The organism is Cupriavidus phytohabitans (assembly GCF_017815025.1).
In the GTDB taxonomy this organism is placed as follows: domain Bacteria; phylum Pseudomonadota; class Gammaproteobacteria; order Burkholderiales; family Burkholderiaceae; genus Cupriavidus.
In genome coordinates this window covers 29,124-47,837 of sequence record NZ_JAGIQB010000035.1, presented here as the reverse complement: position 1 = coordinate 47,837, position 18,714 = coordinate 29,124, and the positions used below count along the sequence as shown (strand labels likewise).

Here is an 18,714-nt window from a genome sequence, read left to right as displayed (position 1 = left end):
TGAGCGAAGCAGCAATCCAATGAAGCATATCGTCAAAAACATCCACTTCGTGGGCATCGGCGGGGCCGGCATGAGCGGCATCGCCGAGGTCCTGCTGAACCTGGGCTACAAGGTCTCGGGTTCCGACGTGGGCAGCAATGCCGCCACGCGGCGCCTGGCGTCGCTGGGCGCAACGGTCATGCACGGGCATGACGCGGCCAACGTGACCGGCGCCAATGCCGTGGTGGTGTCGACCGCGGTCAGCGGCGACAACCCCGAGGTGCTGGCCGCTCGCAGCAAGCGCATCCCGGTGGTGCCGCGCGCGGTGATGCTGGCCGAACTGATGCGCCTGAAGCAGGGCGTGGCCATCGCCGGCACGCACGGCAAGACCACCACCACCAGCCTGGTGGCATCGGTGCTGGCAGAGGGCGGGCTGGACCCGACCTTCGTCATTGGCGGCCGGCTCAACTCCGCGGGCGCCAACGCGCGCCTGGGCACCGGCGACTTCATCGTGGCCGAGGCGGATGAGTCCGACGCGTCGTTCCTGAACCTGTTCCCGGTCATCGAGGTCATCACCAATATCGATGCCGACCACATGGACACCTACGGGCACGATTTCGCCCGGCTCAAGCAGGCGTTCATCGAATTCACGCAGCGCCTGCCGTTCTACGGCATCGCCGTGCTGTGCGTGGACGATCCCAACGTGCGCGAGATCCTGCCGCTAGTGTCCAAGCCGGTGGTGCGCTACGGGTTTGCCGAAGACGCGCAGATCCGCGCGGTGGACGCGCGCGCGGTCGATGGGCAGATGCACTTCACCGTGATGCGCCAGCTCAACGGCCATGTCGAGCCGCCGCTGGACATCGTGCTGAACCTGCCCGGCATGCACAACGTGCAGAACGCGCTGGCGGCGATCGCCATTGCCACCGAGCTGGAAGTGCCGGACGCCGCCATCGTCAAGGCGCTGCGCGAGTTCCACGGCGTGGGCCGCCGCTTCCAGCGCTACGGCGAAGTGGCCACCACCGACGGTGCCGGCACCTTCACGCTGGTGGACGACTACGGCCACCACCCGGTGGAAATGGCTGCCACGCTGGCCGCGGCGCGCGGCGCGTTCCCGGGCCGCCGCCTGGTGCTGGCGTTCCAGCCGCACCGATTCACTCGTACGCGGGATTGCTTTGAGGACTTCGTCAAAGTGCTGGGCACCGTCGATGCCCTGCTGCTGTCCGAGGTCTATGCCGCCGGCGAGACCCCGATCGTGGCCGCCGACGGCCGTGCGCTGACCCGCGCGTTGCGCGTGGCCGGCAAGGTAGAACCTGTTTTCGTGGAGCAGATGGAAGAGATGCCGCAGGCCATCCTGAATGCTGTCCGGCCCGGCGATGTGGTCGTGACGATGGGCGCCGGCTCGATCGGCGGCGTGCCGGGGCAACTGGTGTCATACCAGCAGACGCAACAGTCGGGAGGCCAGCAATGAGCTTCGTCGCCCATCCCAATATCGATCCCAAGTCGCTGGGCAAGGTCGGCGTGCTGTTCGGCGGCCGTTCCGCCGAGCGCGAGATCTCGCTGATGTCGGGCAACGGCGTGCTGGCCGCGCTGCAGTCGCGCGGCGTCGACGCGCATGGCTTCGATCCCGGCCTGCAAAGCGTGGCCGAGCTGGCCGCGGCCAAATTCGACCGCGTCTTTATCGCGCTGCACGGCCGCTACGGCGAAGACGGCACCATCCAGGGCCTGCTGGAACAGCTGGGCGTGCCCTACACCGGCAGCGGCGTGCTGGCGTCGGCGCTGGCGATGGACAAGCAGGCCACCAAGCGCCTGTGGACCACCCATGACCTGCCCACGCCGCGCTTCGCCATGCTGCACGCCGACACGGATTTCGACGCGGTGGTTGCCGACCTGGGCCTGCCGCTGATCGTCAAGCCGGCGCGCGAAGGCTCGTCGATCGGCCTGACCAAGGTGACGGCGGCCGACCAGATGCGTGAGGCGTTCGAGAAAGCCGAGGCGCTGGACAACGACGTCATCGCCGAGACCTTCATCGACGGCGCCGAGCTGACCTGCCCGATCGTGGGCGAGGGCGACACCGCCGAAGCGCTGCCGGTGATCCGCATCGTCGCGCCCGAAGCCAACTACGACTATCAAAATAAATACTTTACTGACGATACCCAATACTTGTGCCCGTCAGGGCTGGACCCCGAAATCGAAAAGGAAGTCCAGGCGCTGGCGGTGCAGTCCTACCGCGTGCTGGGCTGCCGCGGCTGGGCGCGCGCCGACGTGATGCTGCGCGCCGACGGCAAGCCGTTCCTGCTCGAGATGAATACCTCGCCCGGCATGACCGGCCATTCGCTGGTGCCGATGGCGGCGCGCGCAGTCGGCATCAGCTACGAGGACTTCGTGCTGCAGGTGGTGGCCGCCGCGACGCTGGACCTGCACCCGAACGAGCACTGGAAGCCTGAATAACCGAGAACCCGCCTGGACCATGTGGCATAACGCACGCCTGCTCAACCTGATCGCCACCACGCTGTACGCCGTGGTGGCGTTGATGGCGCTCGCGGCCGGCCTGCTGTGGCTGGCGCAGCGGCCGGTGTTTGCCATCACCCACGTGGAGATCGCGCCGATGGACGGCGGCGCGCTGCGCCACGTGAACGCCCCCAGCGTGCGTGCCAGCGCGCTGGGCAAGCTGTCGGGCAACTTCTTCACGCTCGACCTGACCGCGGCACGGCAGGCGTTCGAGTCGGTGCCGTGGGTGCGGCGCGCCAGCGTGCGGCGCGAGTGGCCCAACGGCCTGGCCGTGGAGGTCGAGGAGCACGAGGCGCTGGGGACGTGGGGCTCGCCGGAGAGCGGGCGCCTGCTCAATACCTACGGCGAAATCTTCGTGGCCAACACCGCCGAGGCGGAAGAAGACGCACAGCTGCTGGCGCTTGACGGGCCGCCGGACAGCGAGGGCGACGTGATCGAGAAGCTCGAGGTCATGCGCCAGTGGTTCAAGCCATTGCATACCGAGCCGCTGGCGGTGACGCTGTCGGGCCGCTATGCCTGGCGGGCCAGGCTGTCCAACGGCATGGTGGTCGAGCTTGGCCGCGAGCAGAACGATGAAGACCGCGCTGCAATGGACAAGCGGGTCAGGCGTTTCGTCGCTGCGTGGCCGCAGGTCACCGAGCAGTGGGGCAAGCAGATCGACTACGCCGACCTGCGTTATCCCAACGGCTTTGCCATCCGTGCCGCCAACGCCCGCTTCCTGACCGAGGCGCAGATCGCCGCGGCGGTGCGGGCCGAGAAGGCGGAGCGGGCAGCGAAGGCGGCCCGGGCTACGCAGGCGGCAGCAGCGGTTTCCGGTACTTCCAACAACAATCCGACGCGACTGAAGAGCAAGAACGCGGAGAAAACCCGATGAGCAAGGAATACAAGGACCTGTTGGTCGGTCTCGATATCGGCACCTCGAAGGTGGCGGCGGTGGTCGCAGAACTGCGCCCCGACGGCAGCTACGAGGTGATCGGGATGGGCCAGTCGGAGTCCAAGGGTCTGAAGAAAGGGGTCGTGGTCAATATCGAGGCCACCGTGCAGTCGATCCAGAAAGCACTGGAAGAGGCTGAGCTGATGGCCGACTGCAAGATCTCGGAGGTCTTTACCGGCATTGCCGGCAGCCATATCCGCAGCTTCAACTCCAGCGGCATGGTGGCGATCAAGGACAAGGAGGTCACGCAGACCGACGTGGCGCGCGTGATCGAGACCGCCAAGGCGGTCAATATCCCGACCGACCAGCAGATCCTGCACATCCTGACGCAGGAATTCATCATCGACGGCCAGGAAGACGTGCGCGAGCCCATCGGCATGAGCGGCATCCGCCTGGAAGTGAAGGTGCATATCGTCACCGGCGCCGTCAGCGCCGCGCAGAACATCGTCAAGTGCGTGCGCCGCTGCGGCCTGGAAGTGCATGACCTGATCCTGCAGCCGCTGGCGTCCAGCCTGGCGGTGCTGACCGAGGACGAGAAGGAACTGGGCGTGGTGCTGGTCGACATCGGCGGCGGCACCACCGATATCGCCATCTTCAGCGAAGGCGCGATCCGCCATACGGCCGTGATCCCCATCGCCGGCGACCAGATCACCAACGACATCGCCATGGCGCTGCGTACGCCGACGCCGGACGCCGAGGACATCAAGATCCAGTACGGCATCGCCAAGCAGGCCATCGCCGATCCGGAAGACATGATCGAGGTGCCGGGCGTGGGCGATCGCGGCACGCGCACGCTCAGCCGCCAGGCGCTGGCCGCGGTGATCGAGCCGCGCATCGAAGAGCTGTACTCGCTGGTGCACCAGGTGGTGCGCGAGTCGGGCTACGAAGAGCTGCTGTCGTCCGGCGTGGTCATCACCGGCGGTACCGCGATGATGCCGGGCATGGTCGAGCTGGGCGAGGACATCTTCCTCAAGCCCGTGCGCGTGGGCGTGCCGGAGTATCGCGGCAACCTGCACGAGGTGGTGAAGAGCCCGCGCTATGCGACGGTGATGGGCCTGCTGCTGGAAGGCCGCGTGCAACGGATGCGCGGGCGCAAGGTCGCGGTGCAGAGCGGGTCGGTCAAGCAGGTGTGGACCCGCATGAAGGAATGGTTCGTCGGCAATTTCTGATCGATGTTCCGATCGACGCGGAAATTACCGGGCTGAAGATGCAACGGCGCGCGAATGGCTTTGTCTACCGGACATGCGTTGGCGCGTTGAGTGAAGTTTATTGGTTCTTTTCTTAATGGTTTCTTGTTCAGAAACCAGGGGTTGCGGCGGGGAGGCTGCATCGTCTGGGGACTGATTCTTCTCGGAGGCAGTGATGGACTTTGACATGATCGAAACGGAAGTGATGGACGGCACCATCATCAAGGTGGTCGGCGTGGGCGGCGCGGGCGGCAATGCCGTGCAGCACATGATCAGCCGCGGCGTGCAAGGCGTCGAATTCATCTGCATGAACACCGACGCCCAGGCGCTCAAGCGTTCCAGCGCTTCGCGCGTGCTGCAACTCGGCAATACGGGCCTGGGCGCTGGCGCCAAGCCGGAAGTCGGCCGCGGTTGTGCCGATCAGGCCCGCGAGCAGATCGCCGACGCGCTGCGCGGCGCGCACATGGTCTTCATCACTGCCGGCATGGGCGGCGGCACCGGCACCGGTGCTGCGCCGATCGTGGCGCAGGTTGCCAAGGAAATGGGCATCCTGACCGTGGGCGTGGTCAGCAAACCGTTCGACTTCGAAGGCGCGCGCCGTGCCAAGGTGGCCGAGCATGGCTCCAGCGAGCTGGAGTCGAGCGTCGATTCGCTGATCGTGGTGCTGAACGAAAAGCTGTTCGAAGTGATGGGCGACGACGCCGAGATGGACGCATGCTTCCAGTGCGCCGACGACGTGCTGCACAACGCGGTGGCCGGCATTGCCGAGATCATCAATGTTGACGGCCTGGTGAACGTCGACTTCGAAGACGTGAAGACGGTGATGGGCGAGCAGGGCAAGGCCATGATGGGGACGGCCACGGTGTCGGGCGTGGACCGCGCCCGCCTGGCGGCCGAGCAGGCCGTTGCCAGCCCGCTGCTGGAAGGCGTGGACCTGTCCGGCGCGCGCGGCGTGCTGGTCAATATCACCGCCAGCCGTTCGCTGAAGCTGTCGGAAACCAAGGAAGTCATGAACACCATCCGCAGCTATGCCGCGGAGGATGCAACCGTGATTTTCGGTACGGTGTACGACGATTCGATGAGCGATGCGCTGCGCGTGACCGTGGTCGCGACCGGCCTGGGCCGCTCGGCCAAGAAGCAGCAGCCGATGACGCTGCTGAAGACCGGCACGGACAACATGCCGGTGCAGATGATGGCCAACATGGCCGCCACCGCCGCGCAGCACAGCTCGCCGGACTACAGCAACCTGGAGACGCCGGCGGTGTGGCGCAGCTCGCGCGAGTCGGCGTCTGCCCACGTGGCGGCGCTGCAGGAGAAGGGTGTGGACACGTACGATATTCCGGCCTTCCTGCGCAAGCAGGCAGACTGAGCGCCGGACGGCGCGGCATCGGTGCCTCCACCGGCCGCCTGACGGATCGCGTCGCCTTGTCGCGATGCACGCGCGCTCCCTATCCGCGCGTGCCTTGCATGGACTGACGTGACCCGGCAGGCCGGCCGGCGGCGCCGCGCCGCCTGCCGCAACGGCGCATCGTCCGCCACAACCCGCATCCCGTCGCCGGGCAGGGCGTGCCGCTGGCCGCCTCCCCGGACTGGTTTCCCGCCTTCCCGGTCGGGATGTCTCGCCGTCCGCGCGGCGCACCCACAAGGTGCGTCGCGCGGACGTCTTTGTAGCAAGGTGTATCGATTGCGACCGGATGTGACCCGGCTTTTGCATCGCCGGCGCGGCGCCTATGATCTTGGGGTTGCCCGCGGTACGAGACATTGTCCGGAACGCTGTCCGGATCGTTGAACCGGCACGCTGCCGCGCCGCTGCGGCGCAGCCGGCCGCCATCCGTCCTATCCTTCAGACAACCCAGAGACTTCGCCCCATGATTACCGTCGGTTCCCGCGTCCCGGACGCCACCCTGCAGGAATTCATCGAAACCGAAAGCGAGGGCTGCTCGCTCGGCCCCAACGCCTTCCGCGTCGCCGACCTGGTGCGCGGGCGCAAGATCGTGGTGTTCGGACTGCCGGGCGCGTTCACGCCGACCTGCTCGGCCAAGCATGTGCCGGGCTTCGTGACACATGCCGCAGACCTGCGCGCCGCCGGCGTCGATGAAGTGTGGTGCGTGTCGGTCAACGACGCCTTCGTCATGGGCGCGTGGGGCCGCGAACAGCAGGTTGCCGGCAAGGTGCGCATGATGGCTGACGGCAGCGCCGAATGGACCCGTGCGCTGGGCCTGGACCAGGACCTCGGTGCGCGTGGCATGGGCGTGCGCTCCAAGCGCTATGCCATGGTGATCGACGATGGTGTGGTGACCCGGCTCGATGTGGAGGCGCCCGGCGAATTCCGCGTCAGCAGCGCCGAGGCCGTGCTGGCTGCGTTGCGCGGCTGACACAGTCATCCGGGTAAACGTGGATAATTCGCAACATCTTGATGCGGTGTTAACAGCCGGAAACAAAACCCGGCTGCACCACCTTCCGGGTGGTGGTAAAATCGCTTAATCAAAAAAAGCACCACGATAGATTTTTATAATAGTTGAGGCTGTCATGCTCAAACAGCGCACGATCAAATCCCTGGTGAAGACGGTAGGCATCGGCCTGCACTCGGGCCGCAAGGTCACGTTGACCCTGCGGCCCGCGGCGGCCGACACCGGCATTGTCTTTACCCGCGTCGACCTGCCCGAGGCCGTCGAGATTCCCGTGGCCGCTTCGGCCATCGGCGACACGCGCCTGGCGTCGGTGCTGCAGAAGGATGGCGCGCGTGTTTCGACCGTCGAGCACCTGATGTCGGCGTGTGCCGGCCTCGGCATCGACAACCTCTATGTCGATGTCGACGCCGAGGAAATCCCGATCATGGACGGCAGCGCCGCGTCCTTCGTGTTCCTGCTGCAGTCGGCCGGCATTGAAGAACAGAACGCGCTGAAGACCTTTATCCGCGTCAAGAAACCGGTGGAAGTGCGCGAGGGCGACAAGTTCGCGCGGCTGGAGCCGTTCTTCGGCTTCAAGCTGGCGTTCACCATCGACTTCCGTCATCCGGCTGTCGACAAGACTGGCCAGACCTTCTCGATCGACTTTGGCGACACCAGCTACGTGCGCGAGATCGCCCGGGCCCGCACCTTCGGCTTTGCCCATGAGGTGGAGGCGCTGCGCGAGATGGGCCTGGCGCGCGGCGGCAGCCTGGACAACGCTATCGTGCTGGACGAGCACCGCATGCTGAACAACGAGGAACTGCGCTATGGCGACGAATTCGTGCGCCACAAGATCCTCGATGCCATCGGCGACCTGTATGTGGTCGGCCACCCGCTGATCGGGTCCTATGTAGCGCACAAGTCGGGCCACGGCCTGAACAACCAGCTGCTGCGCGCGCTGCTGGCGGACCAGGAGGCCTATGAACTGGTCACCTTCGACCGCGTCGAGGAAGCGCCCGCCGCCTTCCTGCCGCAGGCGCAGCCGGCTTTTGCCTAGAACTGCGCCACTGCCCGCCACGCAACGAAAAGCCGACCCGAGGGTCGGCTTTCTTGTTTGTCCGGAATTTCTGCCGGCCGCTCAGCGGTGATGCGAGAGCAGCGTCCTGAGCGCATCGCGCAGCGGCGAGTCCGGCAGCGTGCGCGCGAGCTGGTCCAGGCTGGCGAGGCCGGTTGGCGTCATCTGCCCGCTGGTGCGCTTGCGCTCGACCGGACCAGCGTCCCAGTCCGAGTGACGCTGCACCTCGGGCTGCACCCGCACCCGGATCGCGGTGATCTGCGAGCCGCGCTGCTGCAGCCGTCCCAGCAGCGTCGGCACCACCTGCCGCACCCGCGCCGCGGCCGCGCCATGTGCCGCCAGCAACAGCAGCACCTGGCCATTCGGGTCGACGGCGTCCCGCTTGACGCCGGCCACGGCGATGCCGGCGCGCATGCCGGGGGGCAGCAGCGACAGCACTTCGGCCTCCAGCACGGACAGCTGGCGCGCGGTCTGCATCAGCCCGGAAACCGGGCCGGACTTGGCCAGCCAGTCGTTGAGCGGCTTGGCGGCAGCAGTCTGCAGGGCGTGATGGGTGAAGCGGCGCATGGCTGCATTCTAGCAAGGGGCGGCGGGGCTGCCCGGGGCGGTGCGGATTGAAGCTGCCGCACCCGCCCCAAACTGCAGCAGACAGAGGGGGCCGGGGTCGGCCTGCGTTGGCCGGTGCCTGGTCGGCAGCCTTGCACGGCAAGGGCCGGCGCGTTCCGGCCGTGACCCCGGCACATGATAAACTCGGCGTTTCGCGCCAATCTATCCATTCCTCGCCCGGCCGCCGGTGCAGCCCGCTTACCAGGGGCGTCAGCCCGGTCCCGCGCAGGTGAAAGCAATCGATGATCACGGGCCTTCTCAAGAAAGTCTTCGGCAGCCGCAATGAGCGGCTGATCAAACAATATCGCCGCACGGTGGCGCAGATCAATGCGCTGGAGCCGAAGTTCGAGCAGCTCTCGGACGACGACCTGCGTGGCATGACCGAGACCTTCCGGCAGCGCCATGCTGGCGGCGAGTCGCTCGAAGCGCTGCTGCCCGAGGCTTTCGCCGTATGCCGCGAGGCCAGCAAGCGCGTCATGAAGATGCGCCACTTCGACGTGCAGCTGATCGGCGGCATGGTGCTGAACGACAACAAGATCGCCGAAATGCGCACCGGCGAGGGCAAGACGCTGACCGCGACGCTGGCCGTGTACCTGAATGCCATTACCGGCAACGGCGTGCACGTGGTGACGGTCAACGACTACCTGGCGCAGCGCGATGCCGAGTGGATGGGCCGCCTGTACAACTACCTGGGCCTGTCGGTGGGCGTGAACCTGTCGCAGATGGCGCATGACGAGAAGCAGGCTGCGTACAACGCCGACATCACCTACGGCACCAACAACGAGTTCGGCTTCGACTACCTGCGCGACAACATGGTCTACGACCCGTCGCAGCGGGTGCAGCGGCCGCTGAACTACGCCATCGTCGATGAAGTGGACTCGATCCTGATCGATGAGGCGCGCACCCCGCTGATCATCTCGGGCCAGGCCGAGAACCAGACCGACCTGTACCAGCGCATGAACGGCATCCCCAAGCTGCTCGAGCGCCAGATCGGCGAGGAAAAGGCCGACGGCACCGGCGTCGAGAAGCCGGGCGACTACTACGTCGACGAGAAGGGCCACCAGGTCTACCTGACCGAAGCCGGCCACGAGAAGGCCGAAGTGATCCTGTCGCAGCAGGGCCTGATCGGTGAAGGCGAGTCGCTGTACGCGCCGCAGAACATCACGCTGATGCACCACCTGTACGCCGCCTTGCGCGCGCACAGCCTGTTCCACCGCGACCAGCACTACGTGGTGCAGAACGACGAAGTGGTGATCGTCGATGAATTCACCGGCCGCCTGATGACGGGCCGCCGCTGGTCAGATGGCCTGCACCAGGCCGTCGAAGCCAAGGAAGGCGTGACCGTCCAGCAGGAAAACCAGACGCTGGCGACCATCACCTTCCAGAACTACTTCCGCATGTACAGCAAGCTGGCTGGCATGACCGGCACGGCCGACACCGAAGCGTACGAATTCCAGGAAATCTACGGCCTGGAAGTGGTGGTGATCCCGACCAACCGCCCGGCCCAGCGCAAGGACCAGCAGGACCAGATCTACAAGACCGGCAAGGAGCGCTACGACGCCGTGGTGCGCGATATCCGCGACTGCTACGAGCGTGGCCAGCCGGTGCTGGTGGGCACCACCTCGATCGAGACCTCGGAATACCTGTCGGGCCTGCTCGAGCGCGAACAGCTGCCGCACCAGGTGCTCAACGCCAAGCAGCACGCGCGTGAAGCCGAGATCGTGGCGCAGGCCGGACGTCCCAAGATGATCACCATCGCCACCAACATGGCCGGTCGCGGTACCGACATCGTGCTGGGCGGCAACGTGGAGAAGCAGTCGGGCTTTATCGAAGCGGACCCGAACCTGTCCGACGCCGACAAGGGCGCGCGCATCCAGCAGCTCAAGGATGAATGGCAGTCGCTGCACGAGCAGGTCAAGGCCGCCGGCGGCCTGCATATCGTCGGCACCGAGCGCCATGAATCGCGCCGTATCGACAACCAGCTGCGTGGCCGTGCCGGCCGCCAGGGCGACCCGGGTTCATCGCGCTTTTACCTGTCGCTGGACGACCAGCTGCTGCGCATCTTCGCCGGCGACCGCGTGCGCGCGATCATGGAACGCCTGAAGATGCCTGAAGGCGAGCCGATCGAGGCCGGCATCGTCACGCGCTCGATCGAGTCGGCGCAGCGCAAGGTGGAAGGCCGCAACTTCGATATCCGCAAGCAGCTGCTGCAGTACGATGACGTCGCCAACGACCAGCGCAAGGAAATCTACAAGCTGCGCAACGACGTGCTCGAGGCCAACGACGTCGGCGAGATGGTCACCAACCTGCGCGAGAGCGTGCTGATCGAGCTGTTCCGCGACCATGTGCCGGCCGACACCATGGAAGAGCAGTGGGACATCGCCGGCCTGGAAACACGCCTGCGCGAGGACTGGGGCCTGGAAGTGCCGCTGGCGCAGACCATCGAGGGCGCGCAGAGCATCGAGGACGAAGAGCTGCTCAACCTGATCATGAAGGCCGCGACCGAGCGCTACGAGGGCAAGGTCGCGATGGTCGGCCGCGAATCGTTCGCCGGATTCGAGCGCTCGGTCATGCTGCAGAGCATCGACACGCACTGGCGTGAGCACCTGGCCGCGCTGGACCACCTGCGCCAGGGCATCCACCTGCGCGGCTATGCGCAGAAGGACCCCAAGCAGGAGTACAAGCGCGAGTCGTTCGAGCTGTTCGCGCGCCTGCTGGACGTGATCAAGAGCGAAGTCACGCGCGTGACCTTCAACGTGCAGATCCAGTCGCCGGAGGAACTGGAACAAGCCTCCGAGCAGATCGAGGAAGGCCTGTCGCATCTGGAGAACGTCCAGTACAAGCATGACGAGTTCGCCGAAGGCCGCGAGCCGGTCGAGGAAGCGCCGTCGCCGCGCACCGGTGCAGCGATGGCCGCCGCCGAGCTGGCGCTGGCCGGCATGCCCAAGGTCGGCCGCAACGATCCGTGCCCGTGCGGCTCGGGCAAGAAGTTCAAGCAGTGCCACGGCAAGCTCAGCTGAACTGAGCCGCGCCGGGTGCCCGGTATGACGTCGGTCCCGCAGCGGGGCATGACGCAACAGGAATCGAACATGCCCGCCCCTCGCGGGCATGTTCGTCTGATGACAAGCAAGTCGCGAGCAGGAACATCGAGGAGTCCTACATGCCCGTCAATCTTCCGCTGCCCCTGGCAGAGAACCTGAAATCCGTCGCCGGCGTGGAGCTCGGCTGGGCCGAGGCGGGCATCCGCAAGGCCAACCGCAAGGACGTGCTGGTGGTGCGCGTCGCCGAAGGCAGCACCGTGGCCGGCGTCTTCACCAGCAACCGCTTCTGCGCCGCGCCGGTGCAGGTGTGCCGCGAGCACCTTGCGGCCGCGGGCAAGTCGGGCAAGGGCATCCGCGCGCTGGTGGTCAACACCGGCAATGCCAACGCCGGTACCGGCGAGCAGGGCCTGGCCAACGCCCGCGCCACCTGCGACGCGCTGGCTGCGCAGCTGGGCATCGATGCCGGCCAGGTGCTGCCGTTCTCGACCGGCGTGATCCTTGAGCAATTGCCGATGGACCGCCTGCTGGCCGGGCTGCCCGCCGCCATCGCCAACGCCAGGGCGGACAACTGGCTGGCCGCGGCGGAAGCGATCATGACCACCGACACGCAGCCCAAGGTGGCCTCGCGCACGGTGCAGATCGGCGGCAAGACCGTGACGCTGTCGGGCATCAGCAAGGGCGCGGGCATGATCCGCCCGAACATGGCGACCATGCTGGGCTTTATCGCCATGGATGCCGCGGTGGCGCAGCCGGTGCTGCAGGGGCTGGTGACGCACGCCGCCGATCACTCGTTCAACAGCATCACCATCGATGGCGATACCTCGACCAACGATTCGTTCGTGCTGATCGCCTCGGGCAAGTCCGGTGCCGTGGTCGACCGCGCCGAAGGCCCTGCCTTCGAAGCGCTGCGCGAGGCGGTGACGAGCCTGGCGCAAGAGCTGGCGCAGATGATCGTGCGCGACGGCGAAGGCGCGACCAAGCTGATGACCATCCGCGTCGAAGGCGGCAAGGACGTTGCCGAGTGCCGCCAGATCGCCTATGCGGTTGCGCATTCGCCGCTGGTCAAGACCGCGTTCTACGCCTCGGACCCCAACCTCGGCCGCATCCTGGCCGCGGTCGGCTACGCCGGCGTCGACGACCTCGATGTCGGCCGCGTCAACCTGTGGCTGGACGATGTCTGGGTCGCCCGCGACGGCGGCCGCAATCCCGACTACCGCGAGGAAGACGGCCAGCGCGTGATGAAGCAGGCCGAGATCACGGTACGCATCGCGCTGGGCCGCGGCAATGCCGAAGCCACGGTGTGGACCTGCGACCTGTCGCACGACTACGTGTCGATCAACGCCGACTACCGTTCGTAAGCACCACTGTTTTGCCCCCTCTCCCGCTTGCGGGAGAGGGGCCGCGGGAGAGGGCCGGCGCATCAGGAAGCGTGGTACCGCCAAGCTACCCCTCTCCCCAATCCCCTCCCACAGAGGAGAAAGGGAGCAAAAACAGTTGGCAACAAGCTGACCTCTACTGCCACCACCCCATCACCATGTCCGACCTCGCCGCCCGCCTCGACAACTTCCTCTCCCGCCTCGAACAATGGCTGCCGCCGCAACTGAGCGACGCGGACTGGCAGGAGGCGGTAGCGTTCCGCTGGCGCAAGCGCCAGAGCCTGTTCGGCAATATCGGCTACCTGCAGCCGGTGCGCCAGCTGCCGCCGATTCACCTGGACGACCTGAAGAACATCGAGCGCCAGAAGGACGCCATCGTCGCCAACACGCGCCAGTTCGTGAACAAGCTGCCGGCCAACAACGTGCTGCTGACGGGCGCGCGCGGTACCGGCAAGTCGTCGCTGATCAAGGCCTGCCTGAATGCCTTCGTCAGGGACGGGCTGCGGCTGGTGGAGGTCGACAAGGATGACCTGGGCGACCTCGGCGATATCGTCGAGCTGGTCTCGGCCCGGCCCGAGCGCTTCGTCATCTTCTGTGACGACCTGTCGTTCGAAGAGGGCGAATCGGGCTACAAGTCGCTGAAGTCGGCGCTGGACGGATCGGTCGCGGCGCAGTCGGACAACGTGCTCATCTACGCCACGTCCAACCGCCGGCACCTGCTGCCGGAGTACATGAAGGACAACGAAACCTACCGCCACACCGACGACGGCGAGATCCATCCCGGCGAAGTGGTCGAAGAAAAGATCTCGCTGTCCGAGCGCTTCGGGCTGTGGCTGTCGTTCTACCCGCCCAAGCAGGATGAGTACCTGACCATCGTCGGCCACTGGCTCAAGCACTTCGGCTGCACCGACGAAGACATCGCCGCCGCACGGGGCGACGCGCTGGTGTGGGCACTGGAGCGCGGCTCGCGCTCCGGCCGGGTGGCGTGGCAGTTCGCGCGCGACTGGGGCGGCAAGCACGGCCAGCCGTACATTGCCGACGTGCCGGGGAACGACAAGGCATGAGCGCGGCCATGGACAAGCCCGCAGAGACCGCCGGCAACCCGCCTCGCAAGGTCACCGAAGTCGCCGTCGGGGTGATGGTGCAGCCGGATGGCCGCTTCCTGCTGGCGCAGCGCCCCGTGGGCAAGCCGTATGAAGGCTATTGGGAGTTCCCGGGCGGCAAGCTGGAGCCAGGTGAGACCGTCGAGGCAGCGCTCGCCCGCGAACTGCATGAAGAGCTGGGACTGGATATCACCGCGTGCGAGCGCTGGCATGTGCTCGAGCACGACTACCCGCACGCCTATGTGCGGCTGCATTTCTGCAAGGTTACTGCCTGGCGCGGTGACCCGGTCGGCCGCGAAGGCCAGGCCTTTTCCTGGCAGACGGTGCCCGTGACGGTCGCGCCGCTGCTGCCGGCCACCATTCCGGTGGTCGAATGGCTGGGCGAAGAGGCTTAGGGCACAGACCCTGGCGCCATGAGCGGCCTGTGCGGCTGAGGCGACTGCGTCAGTCGTCCTCGTCGCCGGGCAGGTCCGGCGAAGGCGTCTCGCCTGGCTTGCCGCCGATCACGTATTTCTCGGACGCCCAGGCGCCCAGGTCGATCTGCTTGCAGCGCTCGGAACAGAACGGGCGGAACTTGTTGTCCGGCACCCAGGCCACCTCGGTGCCGCAGGTGGGGCATTTGACGACAGCAGGCATGGCTTCAGAAATTGCAGAGTTTCAGCAGGAACGGGATATCGGCATCGACCGAGCGCGGGCGCAGGTCGCCATCCTGCTGCGTGAAGCGCACCCACAGCATGTATTTGTTCGCGCTCATTTCCGGGATGAAGGCTAGCAGCGAGTCATCCAGCCACACCTGCATCAGCTGGTAGCTGCGCCCGGACAGCATTTGCTGGTAGCTGCCGCCGGTGGCGATCACCTTCCCGCTCTGGCCGGCTTCGCGCAGCAGGCGCAGCACGATGGTGGTGCCCATGCGCAGCGACACCAGCGGGCGGGCCCACTTCAGGATATCGGCGCGGCGGTCCTCCGCGGGGCGGTGTTGCCACGCGTAATAGGCCGGCAGGTCGAACTCGCAGGTGCCACCGGGAATGATGGCACGGCTGCGGATGCTGGTCAGCCACTCGTTGTCGGTCAGCAGCTGCCCGGCCTTGCCCACGGTCTGGTTGAGCATGGTGATGCCTTGCTCGATTTCGCCAATCACACCGTCCAGCGCTTCCTGGTCGATCTGCGGGTTGGCGCGCAGCGGCGCCAGCGCCTGGCGCTGGCGTTCCAGTTCCTTGATCAGGTCGGTCTTGAGGTCGGCGCGGCCGGCTACGTCGATGATCTCGAACAGCGTGGTCAGCGCGACATGGTGCTGCTGGGGATGATCCTGGCCGAGGAAGTATTCCAGCCGATCGAACAGGTCCTCCAGCCGCAGGAGTGTCCTGATGCGTTCGTTGAATGGATATTCGTACAGAATCAAGTGCTATGTCCGTGCAGGGCGCCGGGCGGGCCCCGTAAGAGGAGCAGGCCCGGTGCGGAATGTGGCCCGGGGAACGCCGGAAGGGGCTGGGTGGACTGTGTCGGAGTGATCCGCGGTGTCCAATGCCCGCAGTATGCGGCGATTTCCCGGCATGTTCCAGCGCATTCTATGCGAGACCCGGGCCGAGGACAATGTCGGACGCGCGTTCGCCGCGTGCCGCCGGGCCGGGCCCGCGCATCATGCGCCGGCTTCAGGATGGACCTTTCCTGACGCTGACAGTTCGCGGTAATAGCGGTCGAGGCGGTCCACCTGTGCCACGAGCGCATCGACTGGCCCGTCGTTGTCGATGACGTCGTCGGCACATGCCAGCCGCGCGCGCCGCGTTGCCTGCCTGGCCATGATTGCCTGCACCTGCTCGCGGCTGAAGCCATTGCGCGCCATCACGCGCGCCACCTGGGTGGCTTCGGTGCAGTCGACCACCAGCACGCGGCCCACGCGCTCGCGCCACGAGCCGGACTCTACCAGCAGCGGCACCACGTAGATCAGGTAAGGATGCTCGCCGGCATCGCGGACCGCCTGCGCATGCTCGTTGGTCAGCGCCCGGATCAGCGGATGGGTGATGCCTTCGAGGCGCGCCTTGGCGGCCGGGTCGGCGAATACCAGCGCGCGCATCGCGTCGCGGTCCATGGCGCCGTCAGGGCGCAGGCATTCAGGCCCGAAGGCCTCGACCAGCGCCGCGATGGCACGCCCGCCCGGGGCGGTGACCTGGTGGGCGAGGAGGTCTGTATCGATGATCGCGGCGCCGCGCGCGGCGAACATGTCGGACACGCGGGTCTTGCCGCTGCCGATGCCGCCGGTCAGTCCGATTTCCAGCATGTGGGGATGCCGTGAAGGCTAGTTGACGATGTTGCCGTCACGATACCAGCTTCACGGCAGCACGGTCAGCGGCAGAACGCCGGAGCCGAACACCAGCACCACCACGCCCGCCAGGGCGATAAAGGGGCCGAAGGGGAAGGGCGTCTCGCGATCCTGCCGGCGCAGCGCGATGCTGGCCAGCCCGAACACCACGCCGGCCACCGAAGACAGCAGCACCAGCGCCGGCAGCGCCTGCCAGCCAAACCACGCCCCGAGTGCGGCCATCAGCTTGAAATCGCCGAAACCCATGCCTTCCTTGCCACGCACCAGCCGGAACAGCCAGTACGCCGTCCACAGCACCAGGTAGCCGGCGGCGGCGCCGATCACGGCGTCGCCCAGCGGCACGAACAACCCGCCCAGGTTCAGCACCAGTCCCAGCCACAGCAGCGGCAGCGTGATCTGGTCCGGCAGCAACTGGGTATCGGCATCGATCAGGGTCAGCGCCAGCAGCGCCCAGACCAGCGCCAGCGCCGCCAGGGCCTGCCAGCCGGGCCCGAAGCGCCAGGCCACCAGCGCGCTCAGCACGCCGCAGGCCACTTCCACCAGCGGATAGCGCGCGCTGATCGGCGCCTTGCAGGCCGAGCAGCGCCCGCGCAGCGCCAGCCAGCTCAGCACCGGCACGTTCTCCCAGGGCGCGATCGAGTGGCCGCAGTGCGGGCAGGCCGAGCGCGGCACCATCAGGTTGTAGCGGGCGGGGTAGGGCAGCGGGTCGCCGCGCAGCTCGGCGATATAGTTGGCTTCCTCGCGCTCCATCATGCGCGGCAGCCGGTGGATCACCACGTTGAGGAAACTGCCCACCACCAGCCCAAGCATGGCCGCTGCCGCCACCATGAAGGCAGGCGGCAGCGCCGCCAGCGCCTGCAGCAATTGCCCGCTGCCGGCGGGAAACGGCGAAACGGAATACGACAGCGCCATCGCTTACACCACCTGTCCCAGCTTGAAGATCGGCAGGTACATCGCCACCACCATACCGCCGATCAGCACGCCCAGCACCACGATGATGATCGGCTCGATCAGGCTGGAGATGGCGGCCACGGCGTCGTCGACCTCGCGCTCGTAGAACTCGGCCACCTTCAGCAGCATATTGTCGAGCGCGCCGGATTCTTCACCGATCTGTGTCATCTGCAGCACCATGTTGTCGAACACGTGCGTGGCCTGCATGGCGTTGGTCAGGCTGGTACCGATGCGAACCGACTGTTCGATCTCGCGCGTGGCGTCGTAGTAGACCCAGTTGCCGGCGGCGCCCGCCACCGACTCCATCGACTCCACCAGCGGCGTGCCGGCGGCGAACATGGTCGCCAGCGTGCGCGTCCAGCGCGCGATCACCGCCTTGCGGAAGAGGCTGCCGAAGATCGGCAGCTTCAGCAGCGCGCGGTCGGACCAGCGCTGCACCTTCTCCGATTTCTTGCGCGCCCGCAGGTAGAACGTGATGCCGGCCACTGGCCCGCCGATGACCAGGTACCAGTACTGCACGAAAAAGTCTGAAATTGCGATCACCAGCAGCGTCGGCGCGGGCAGGTTGGCGCCGAAGCTTGAGAACACACCCTTGAACGCCGGGATCACGAACAGCATCAGGATCACGGTGACGGCAAAGGCCACCGTCAGCACCGCGATCGGGTAGATCATCGCCGACTTGATCTGGCCCTTCAGTGCGATGGTCTTTTCCATGTAGAGCGACAGGCGCTCCAGCAGCGCGTCCAGGATACCGCCCTGTTCGCCCGCATCGATCAGGTTGCAGTAGAGCGTGTCGAAGTACTTCGGCTGCCGCCGGAATGCCGCCGCCATGCTGCTGCCCGATTCGATATCGAAGCGGATTTCGGACAGCAGCTGGGTGAAGTTGGGGTTGGCGTGCCCGCGCGCGATGATGTCGATCGACTGCAGCAGCGGAATCCCCGCCTTGAGCATGGTCGACAGCTGCCGGGTAAAGTAGGCGATGTCCTTCTCGGTGATCTTGCGCCCGCGCGCGGCCTTGCGCTTCTTGAGCTTGACGATGGTCAGGCCCTGCTTGCGCAGCGTGGCGGTGACCTCGGCCTGGCTCTCCGCGCGCAGTTCGCCGGTGAAGGTCTTGCCTTTGCGGTCCTTGCCTTCCCATTCGAAGATGTACTGGGTGGGGGCCTTGCGCCCCTTGCCTGATTTTGCCCGCGACGGTGCTGCCGTCCGGGCGCCCGCCGCTGGTGAGCGCGTCGCCATGTTGTTGACCC

The 18,714-nt window shown here is 66.5% G+C and carries 17 protein-coding genes; 11 read left to right on the top strand and 6 right to left on the bottom strand.

From position 1 onward, the window contains the following. Positions 1–19 precede the first annotated feature (19 nt). The 7 genes from murC (at position 20) to lpxC (ending at position 8,055) form a co-directional block, all read left to right on the top strand. Complete coding sequence (gene murC, locus J8I34_RS22655; protein ID WP_209774291.1) at positions 20–1,447, top strand: UDP-N-acetylmuramate--L-alanine ligase; 1,428 nt, start codon at positions 20–22, stop codon at positions 1,445–1,447. Beyond that, the gene (locus J8I34_RS22650; protein ID WP_209774288.1) at positions 1,444–2,427 is read left to right on the top strand and encodes a D-alanine--D-alanine ligase; all 984 of its coding nucleotides are present in this window, start codon (positions 1,444–1,446) and stop codon (positions 2,425–2,427) included. The genes murC and J8I34_RS22650 overlap by 4 nt, the downstream gene beginning before the upstream one ends. 19 nt (positions 2,428–2,446) lie before the next feature. Then, on the top strand, positions 2,447–3,361 hold the full coding sequence (locus J8I34_RS22645; protein WP_029048077.1) for a cell division protein FtsQ/DivIB: 915 nt from the start codon (positions 2,447–2,449) through the stop codon (positions 3,359–3,361). After that, positions 3,358–4,590 (top strand): cell division protein FtsA, encoded by a 1,233-nt coding sequence (gene ftsA, locus J8I34_RS22640; RefSeq protein WP_012353950.1) that lies wholly within the window; start codon positions 3,358–3,360, stop codon positions 4,588–4,590. The genes J8I34_RS22645 and ftsA overlap by 4 nt, the downstream gene beginning before the upstream one ends. 193 nt (positions 4,591–4,783) lie before the next feature. Beyond that, the gene (gene ftsZ / locus J8I34_RS22635) at positions 4,784–5,977 is read left to right on the top strand and encodes a cell division protein FtsZ (RefSeq protein ID WP_029048078.1); all 1,194 of its coding nucleotides are present in this window, start codon (positions 4,784–4,786) and stop codon (positions 5,975–5,977) included. 499 nt (positions 5,978–6,476) lie between these two features. Continuing rightward, positions 6,477–6,983 (top strand): peroxiredoxin, encoded by a 507-nt coding sequence (locus tag J8I34_RS22630; protein ID WP_209774286.1) that lies wholly within the window; start codon positions 6,477–6,479, stop codon positions 6,981–6,983. Between the two features lie 154 nt (positions 6,984–7,137). Next, on the top strand, positions 7,138–8,055 hold the full coding sequence (gene lpxC / locus J8I34_RS22625) for a UDP-3-O-acyl-N-acetylglucosamine deacetylase (protein ID WP_029048080.1): 918 nt from the start codon (positions 7,138–7,140) through the stop codon (positions 8,053–8,055). An 81-nt stretch (positions 8,056–8,136) separates the two neighbouring features. On the opposite strand, the gene J8I34_RS22620 is transcribed toward lpxC, so the two are convergent. After that, on the bottom strand, positions 8,137–8,640 hold the full coding sequence (locus tag J8I34_RS22620) for a DciA family protein (protein ID WP_209774283.1): 504 nt from the start codon (positions 8,638–8,640) through the stop codon (positions 8,137–8,139). Positions 8,641–8,921: 281 nt separating this feature from the next. Between J8I34_RS22620 and secA the strand changes: the two genes are divergently transcribed. From secA to J8I34_RS22600, 4 genes are all read left to right on the top strand, one after another. After that, positions 8,922–11,699: a preprotein translocase subunit SecA gene (secA, locus tag J8I34_RS22615; RefSeq protein WP_029048082.1), complete on the top strand. Its 2,778-nt coding sequence runs from the start codon at positions 8,922–8,924 to the stop codon at positions 11,697–11,699. A 140-nt stretch (positions 11,700–11,839) separates the two neighbouring features. Next, positions 11,840–13,078 carry a bifunctional glutamate N-acetyltransferase/amino-acid acetyltransferase ArgJ gene (gene argJ / locus J8I34_RS22610; protein WP_209774281.1) on the top strand — a complete coding sequence of 413 codons (1,239 nt, stop codon included), beginning with the start codon at positions 11,840–11,842 and terminating at the stop codon, positions 13,076–13,078. 176 nt (positions 13,079–13,254) lie between these two features. Then, positions 13,255–14,160 (top strand): ATP-binding protein, encoded by a 906-nt coding sequence (locus tag J8I34_RS22605; RefSeq protein ID WP_029048084.1) that lies wholly within the window; start codon positions 13,255–13,257, stop codon positions 14,158–14,160. Continuing rightward, positions 14,157–14,594: an NUDIX domain-containing protein gene (locus tag J8I34_RS22600; RefSeq protein WP_029048085.1), complete on the top strand. Its 438-nt coding sequence runs from the start codon at positions 14,157–14,159 to the stop codon at positions 14,592–14,594. Before J8I34_RS22605 ends, J8I34_RS22600 begins: the two co-directional genes overlap by 4 nt. A 49-nt stretch (positions 14,595–14,643) precedes the next feature. On the opposite strand, the gene J8I34_RS22595 is transcribed toward J8I34_RS22600, so the two are convergent. The 5 genes from J8I34_RS22595 to J8I34_RS22575 form a co-directional block, all read right to left on the bottom strand. Continuing rightward, positions 14,644–14,835, bottom strand: coding sequence for a DNA gyrase inhibitor YacG (locus tag J8I34_RS22595; RefSeq protein ID WP_029048086.1), 192 nt, complete (start codon positions 14,833–14,835; stop codon positions 14,644–14,646). A gap of 4 nt (positions 14,836–14,839) precedes the next feature. Continuing rightward, positions 14,840–15,598 carry a cell division protein ZapD gene (gene zapD / locus J8I34_RS22590; RefSeq protein ID WP_029048087.1) on the bottom strand — a complete coding sequence of 253 codons (759 nt, stop codon included), beginning with the start codon at positions 15,596–15,598 and terminating at the stop codon, positions 14,840–14,842. 237 nt (positions 15,599–15,835) lie between these two features. After that, on the bottom strand, positions 15,836–16,474 hold the full coding sequence (gene coaE, locus J8I34_RS22585; protein WP_209774279.1) for a dephospho-CoA kinase: 639 nt from the start codon (positions 16,472–16,474) through the stop codon (positions 15,836–15,838). Between the two features lie 51 nt (positions 16,475–16,525). Continuing rightward, positions 16,526–17,428: a prepilin peptidase gene (locus tag J8I34_RS22580; RefSeq protein WP_209774276.1), complete on the bottom strand. Its 903-nt coding sequence runs from the start codon at positions 17,426–17,428 to the stop codon at positions 16,526–16,528. Positions 17,429–17,431: 3 nt separating this feature from the next. Next, the gene (locus J8I34_RS22575; RefSeq protein WP_209807073.1) at positions 17,432–18,703 is read right to left on the bottom strand and encodes a type II secretion system F family protein; all 1,272 of its coding nucleotides are present in this window, start codon (positions 18,701–18,703) and stop codon (positions 17,432–17,434) included. Positions 18,704–18,714: the final 11 nt, after the last annotated feature.

Coding starts and splice junctions, on each gene's coding strand:
- lpxC (WP_029048080.1), top strand. CDS start 7,138: ATGCTCAAACAGCGCACGATCAAATCCCTGGTGAAGACGGTAGGCATC.
- secA (WP_029048082.1), top strand. CDS start 8,922: ATGATCACGGGCCTTCTCAAGAAAGTCTTCGGCAGCCGCAATGAGCGG.
- J8I34_RS22630 (WP_209774286.1), top strand. CDS start 6,477: ATGATTACCGTCGGTTCCCGCGTCCCGGACGCCACCCTGCAGGAATTC.
- ftsA (WP_012353950.1), top strand. CDS start 3,358: ATGAGCAAGGAATACAAGGACCTGTTGGTCGGTCTCGATATCGGCACC.
- J8I34_RS22620 (WP_209774283.1), bottom strand. CDS start 8,640: ATGCGCCGCTTCACCCATCACGCCCTGCAGACTGCTGCCGCCAAGCCG.
- murC (WP_209774291.1), top strand. CDS start 20: ATGAAGCATATCGTCAAAAACATCCACTTCGTGGGCATCGGCGGGGCC.
- J8I34_RS22580 (WP_209774276.1), bottom strand. CDS start 17,428: ATGGCGCTGTCGTATTCCGTTTCGCCGTTTCCCGCCGGCAGCGGGCAA.
- J8I34_RS22645 (WP_029048077.1), top strand. CDS start 2,447: ATGTGGCATAACGCACGCCTGCTCAACCTGATCGCCACCACGCTGTAC.
- argJ (WP_209774281.1), top strand. CDS start 11,840: ATGCCCGTCAATCTTCCGCTGCCCCTGGCAGAGAACCTGAAATCCGTC.
- J8I34_RS22575 (WP_209807073.1), bottom strand. CDS start 18,703: ATGGCGACGCGCTCACCAGCGGCGGGCGCCCGGACGGCAGCACCGTCG.
- J8I34_RS22605 (WP_029048084.1), top strand. CDS start 13,255: ATGTCCGACCTCGCCGCCCGCCTCGACAACTTCCTCTCCCGCCTCGAA.
- ftsZ (WP_029048078.1), top strand. CDS start 4,784: ATGGACTTTGACATGATCGAAACGGAAGTGATGGACGGCACCATCATC.
- coaE (WP_209774279.1), bottom strand. CDS start 16,474: ATGCTGGAAATCGGACTGACCGGCGGCATCGGCAGCGGCAAGACCCGC.
- J8I34_RS22595 (WP_029048086.1), bottom strand. CDS start 14,835: ATGCCTGCTGTCGTCAAATGCCCCACCTGCGGCACCGAGGTGGCCTGG.
- J8I34_RS22600 (WP_029048085.1), top strand. CDS start 14,157: ATGAGCGCGGCCATGGACAAGCCCGCAGAGACCGCCGGCAACCCGCCT.
- J8I34_RS22650 (WP_209774288.1), top strand. CDS start 1,444: ATGAGCTTCGTCGCCCATCCCAATATCGATCCCAAGTCGCTGGGCAAG.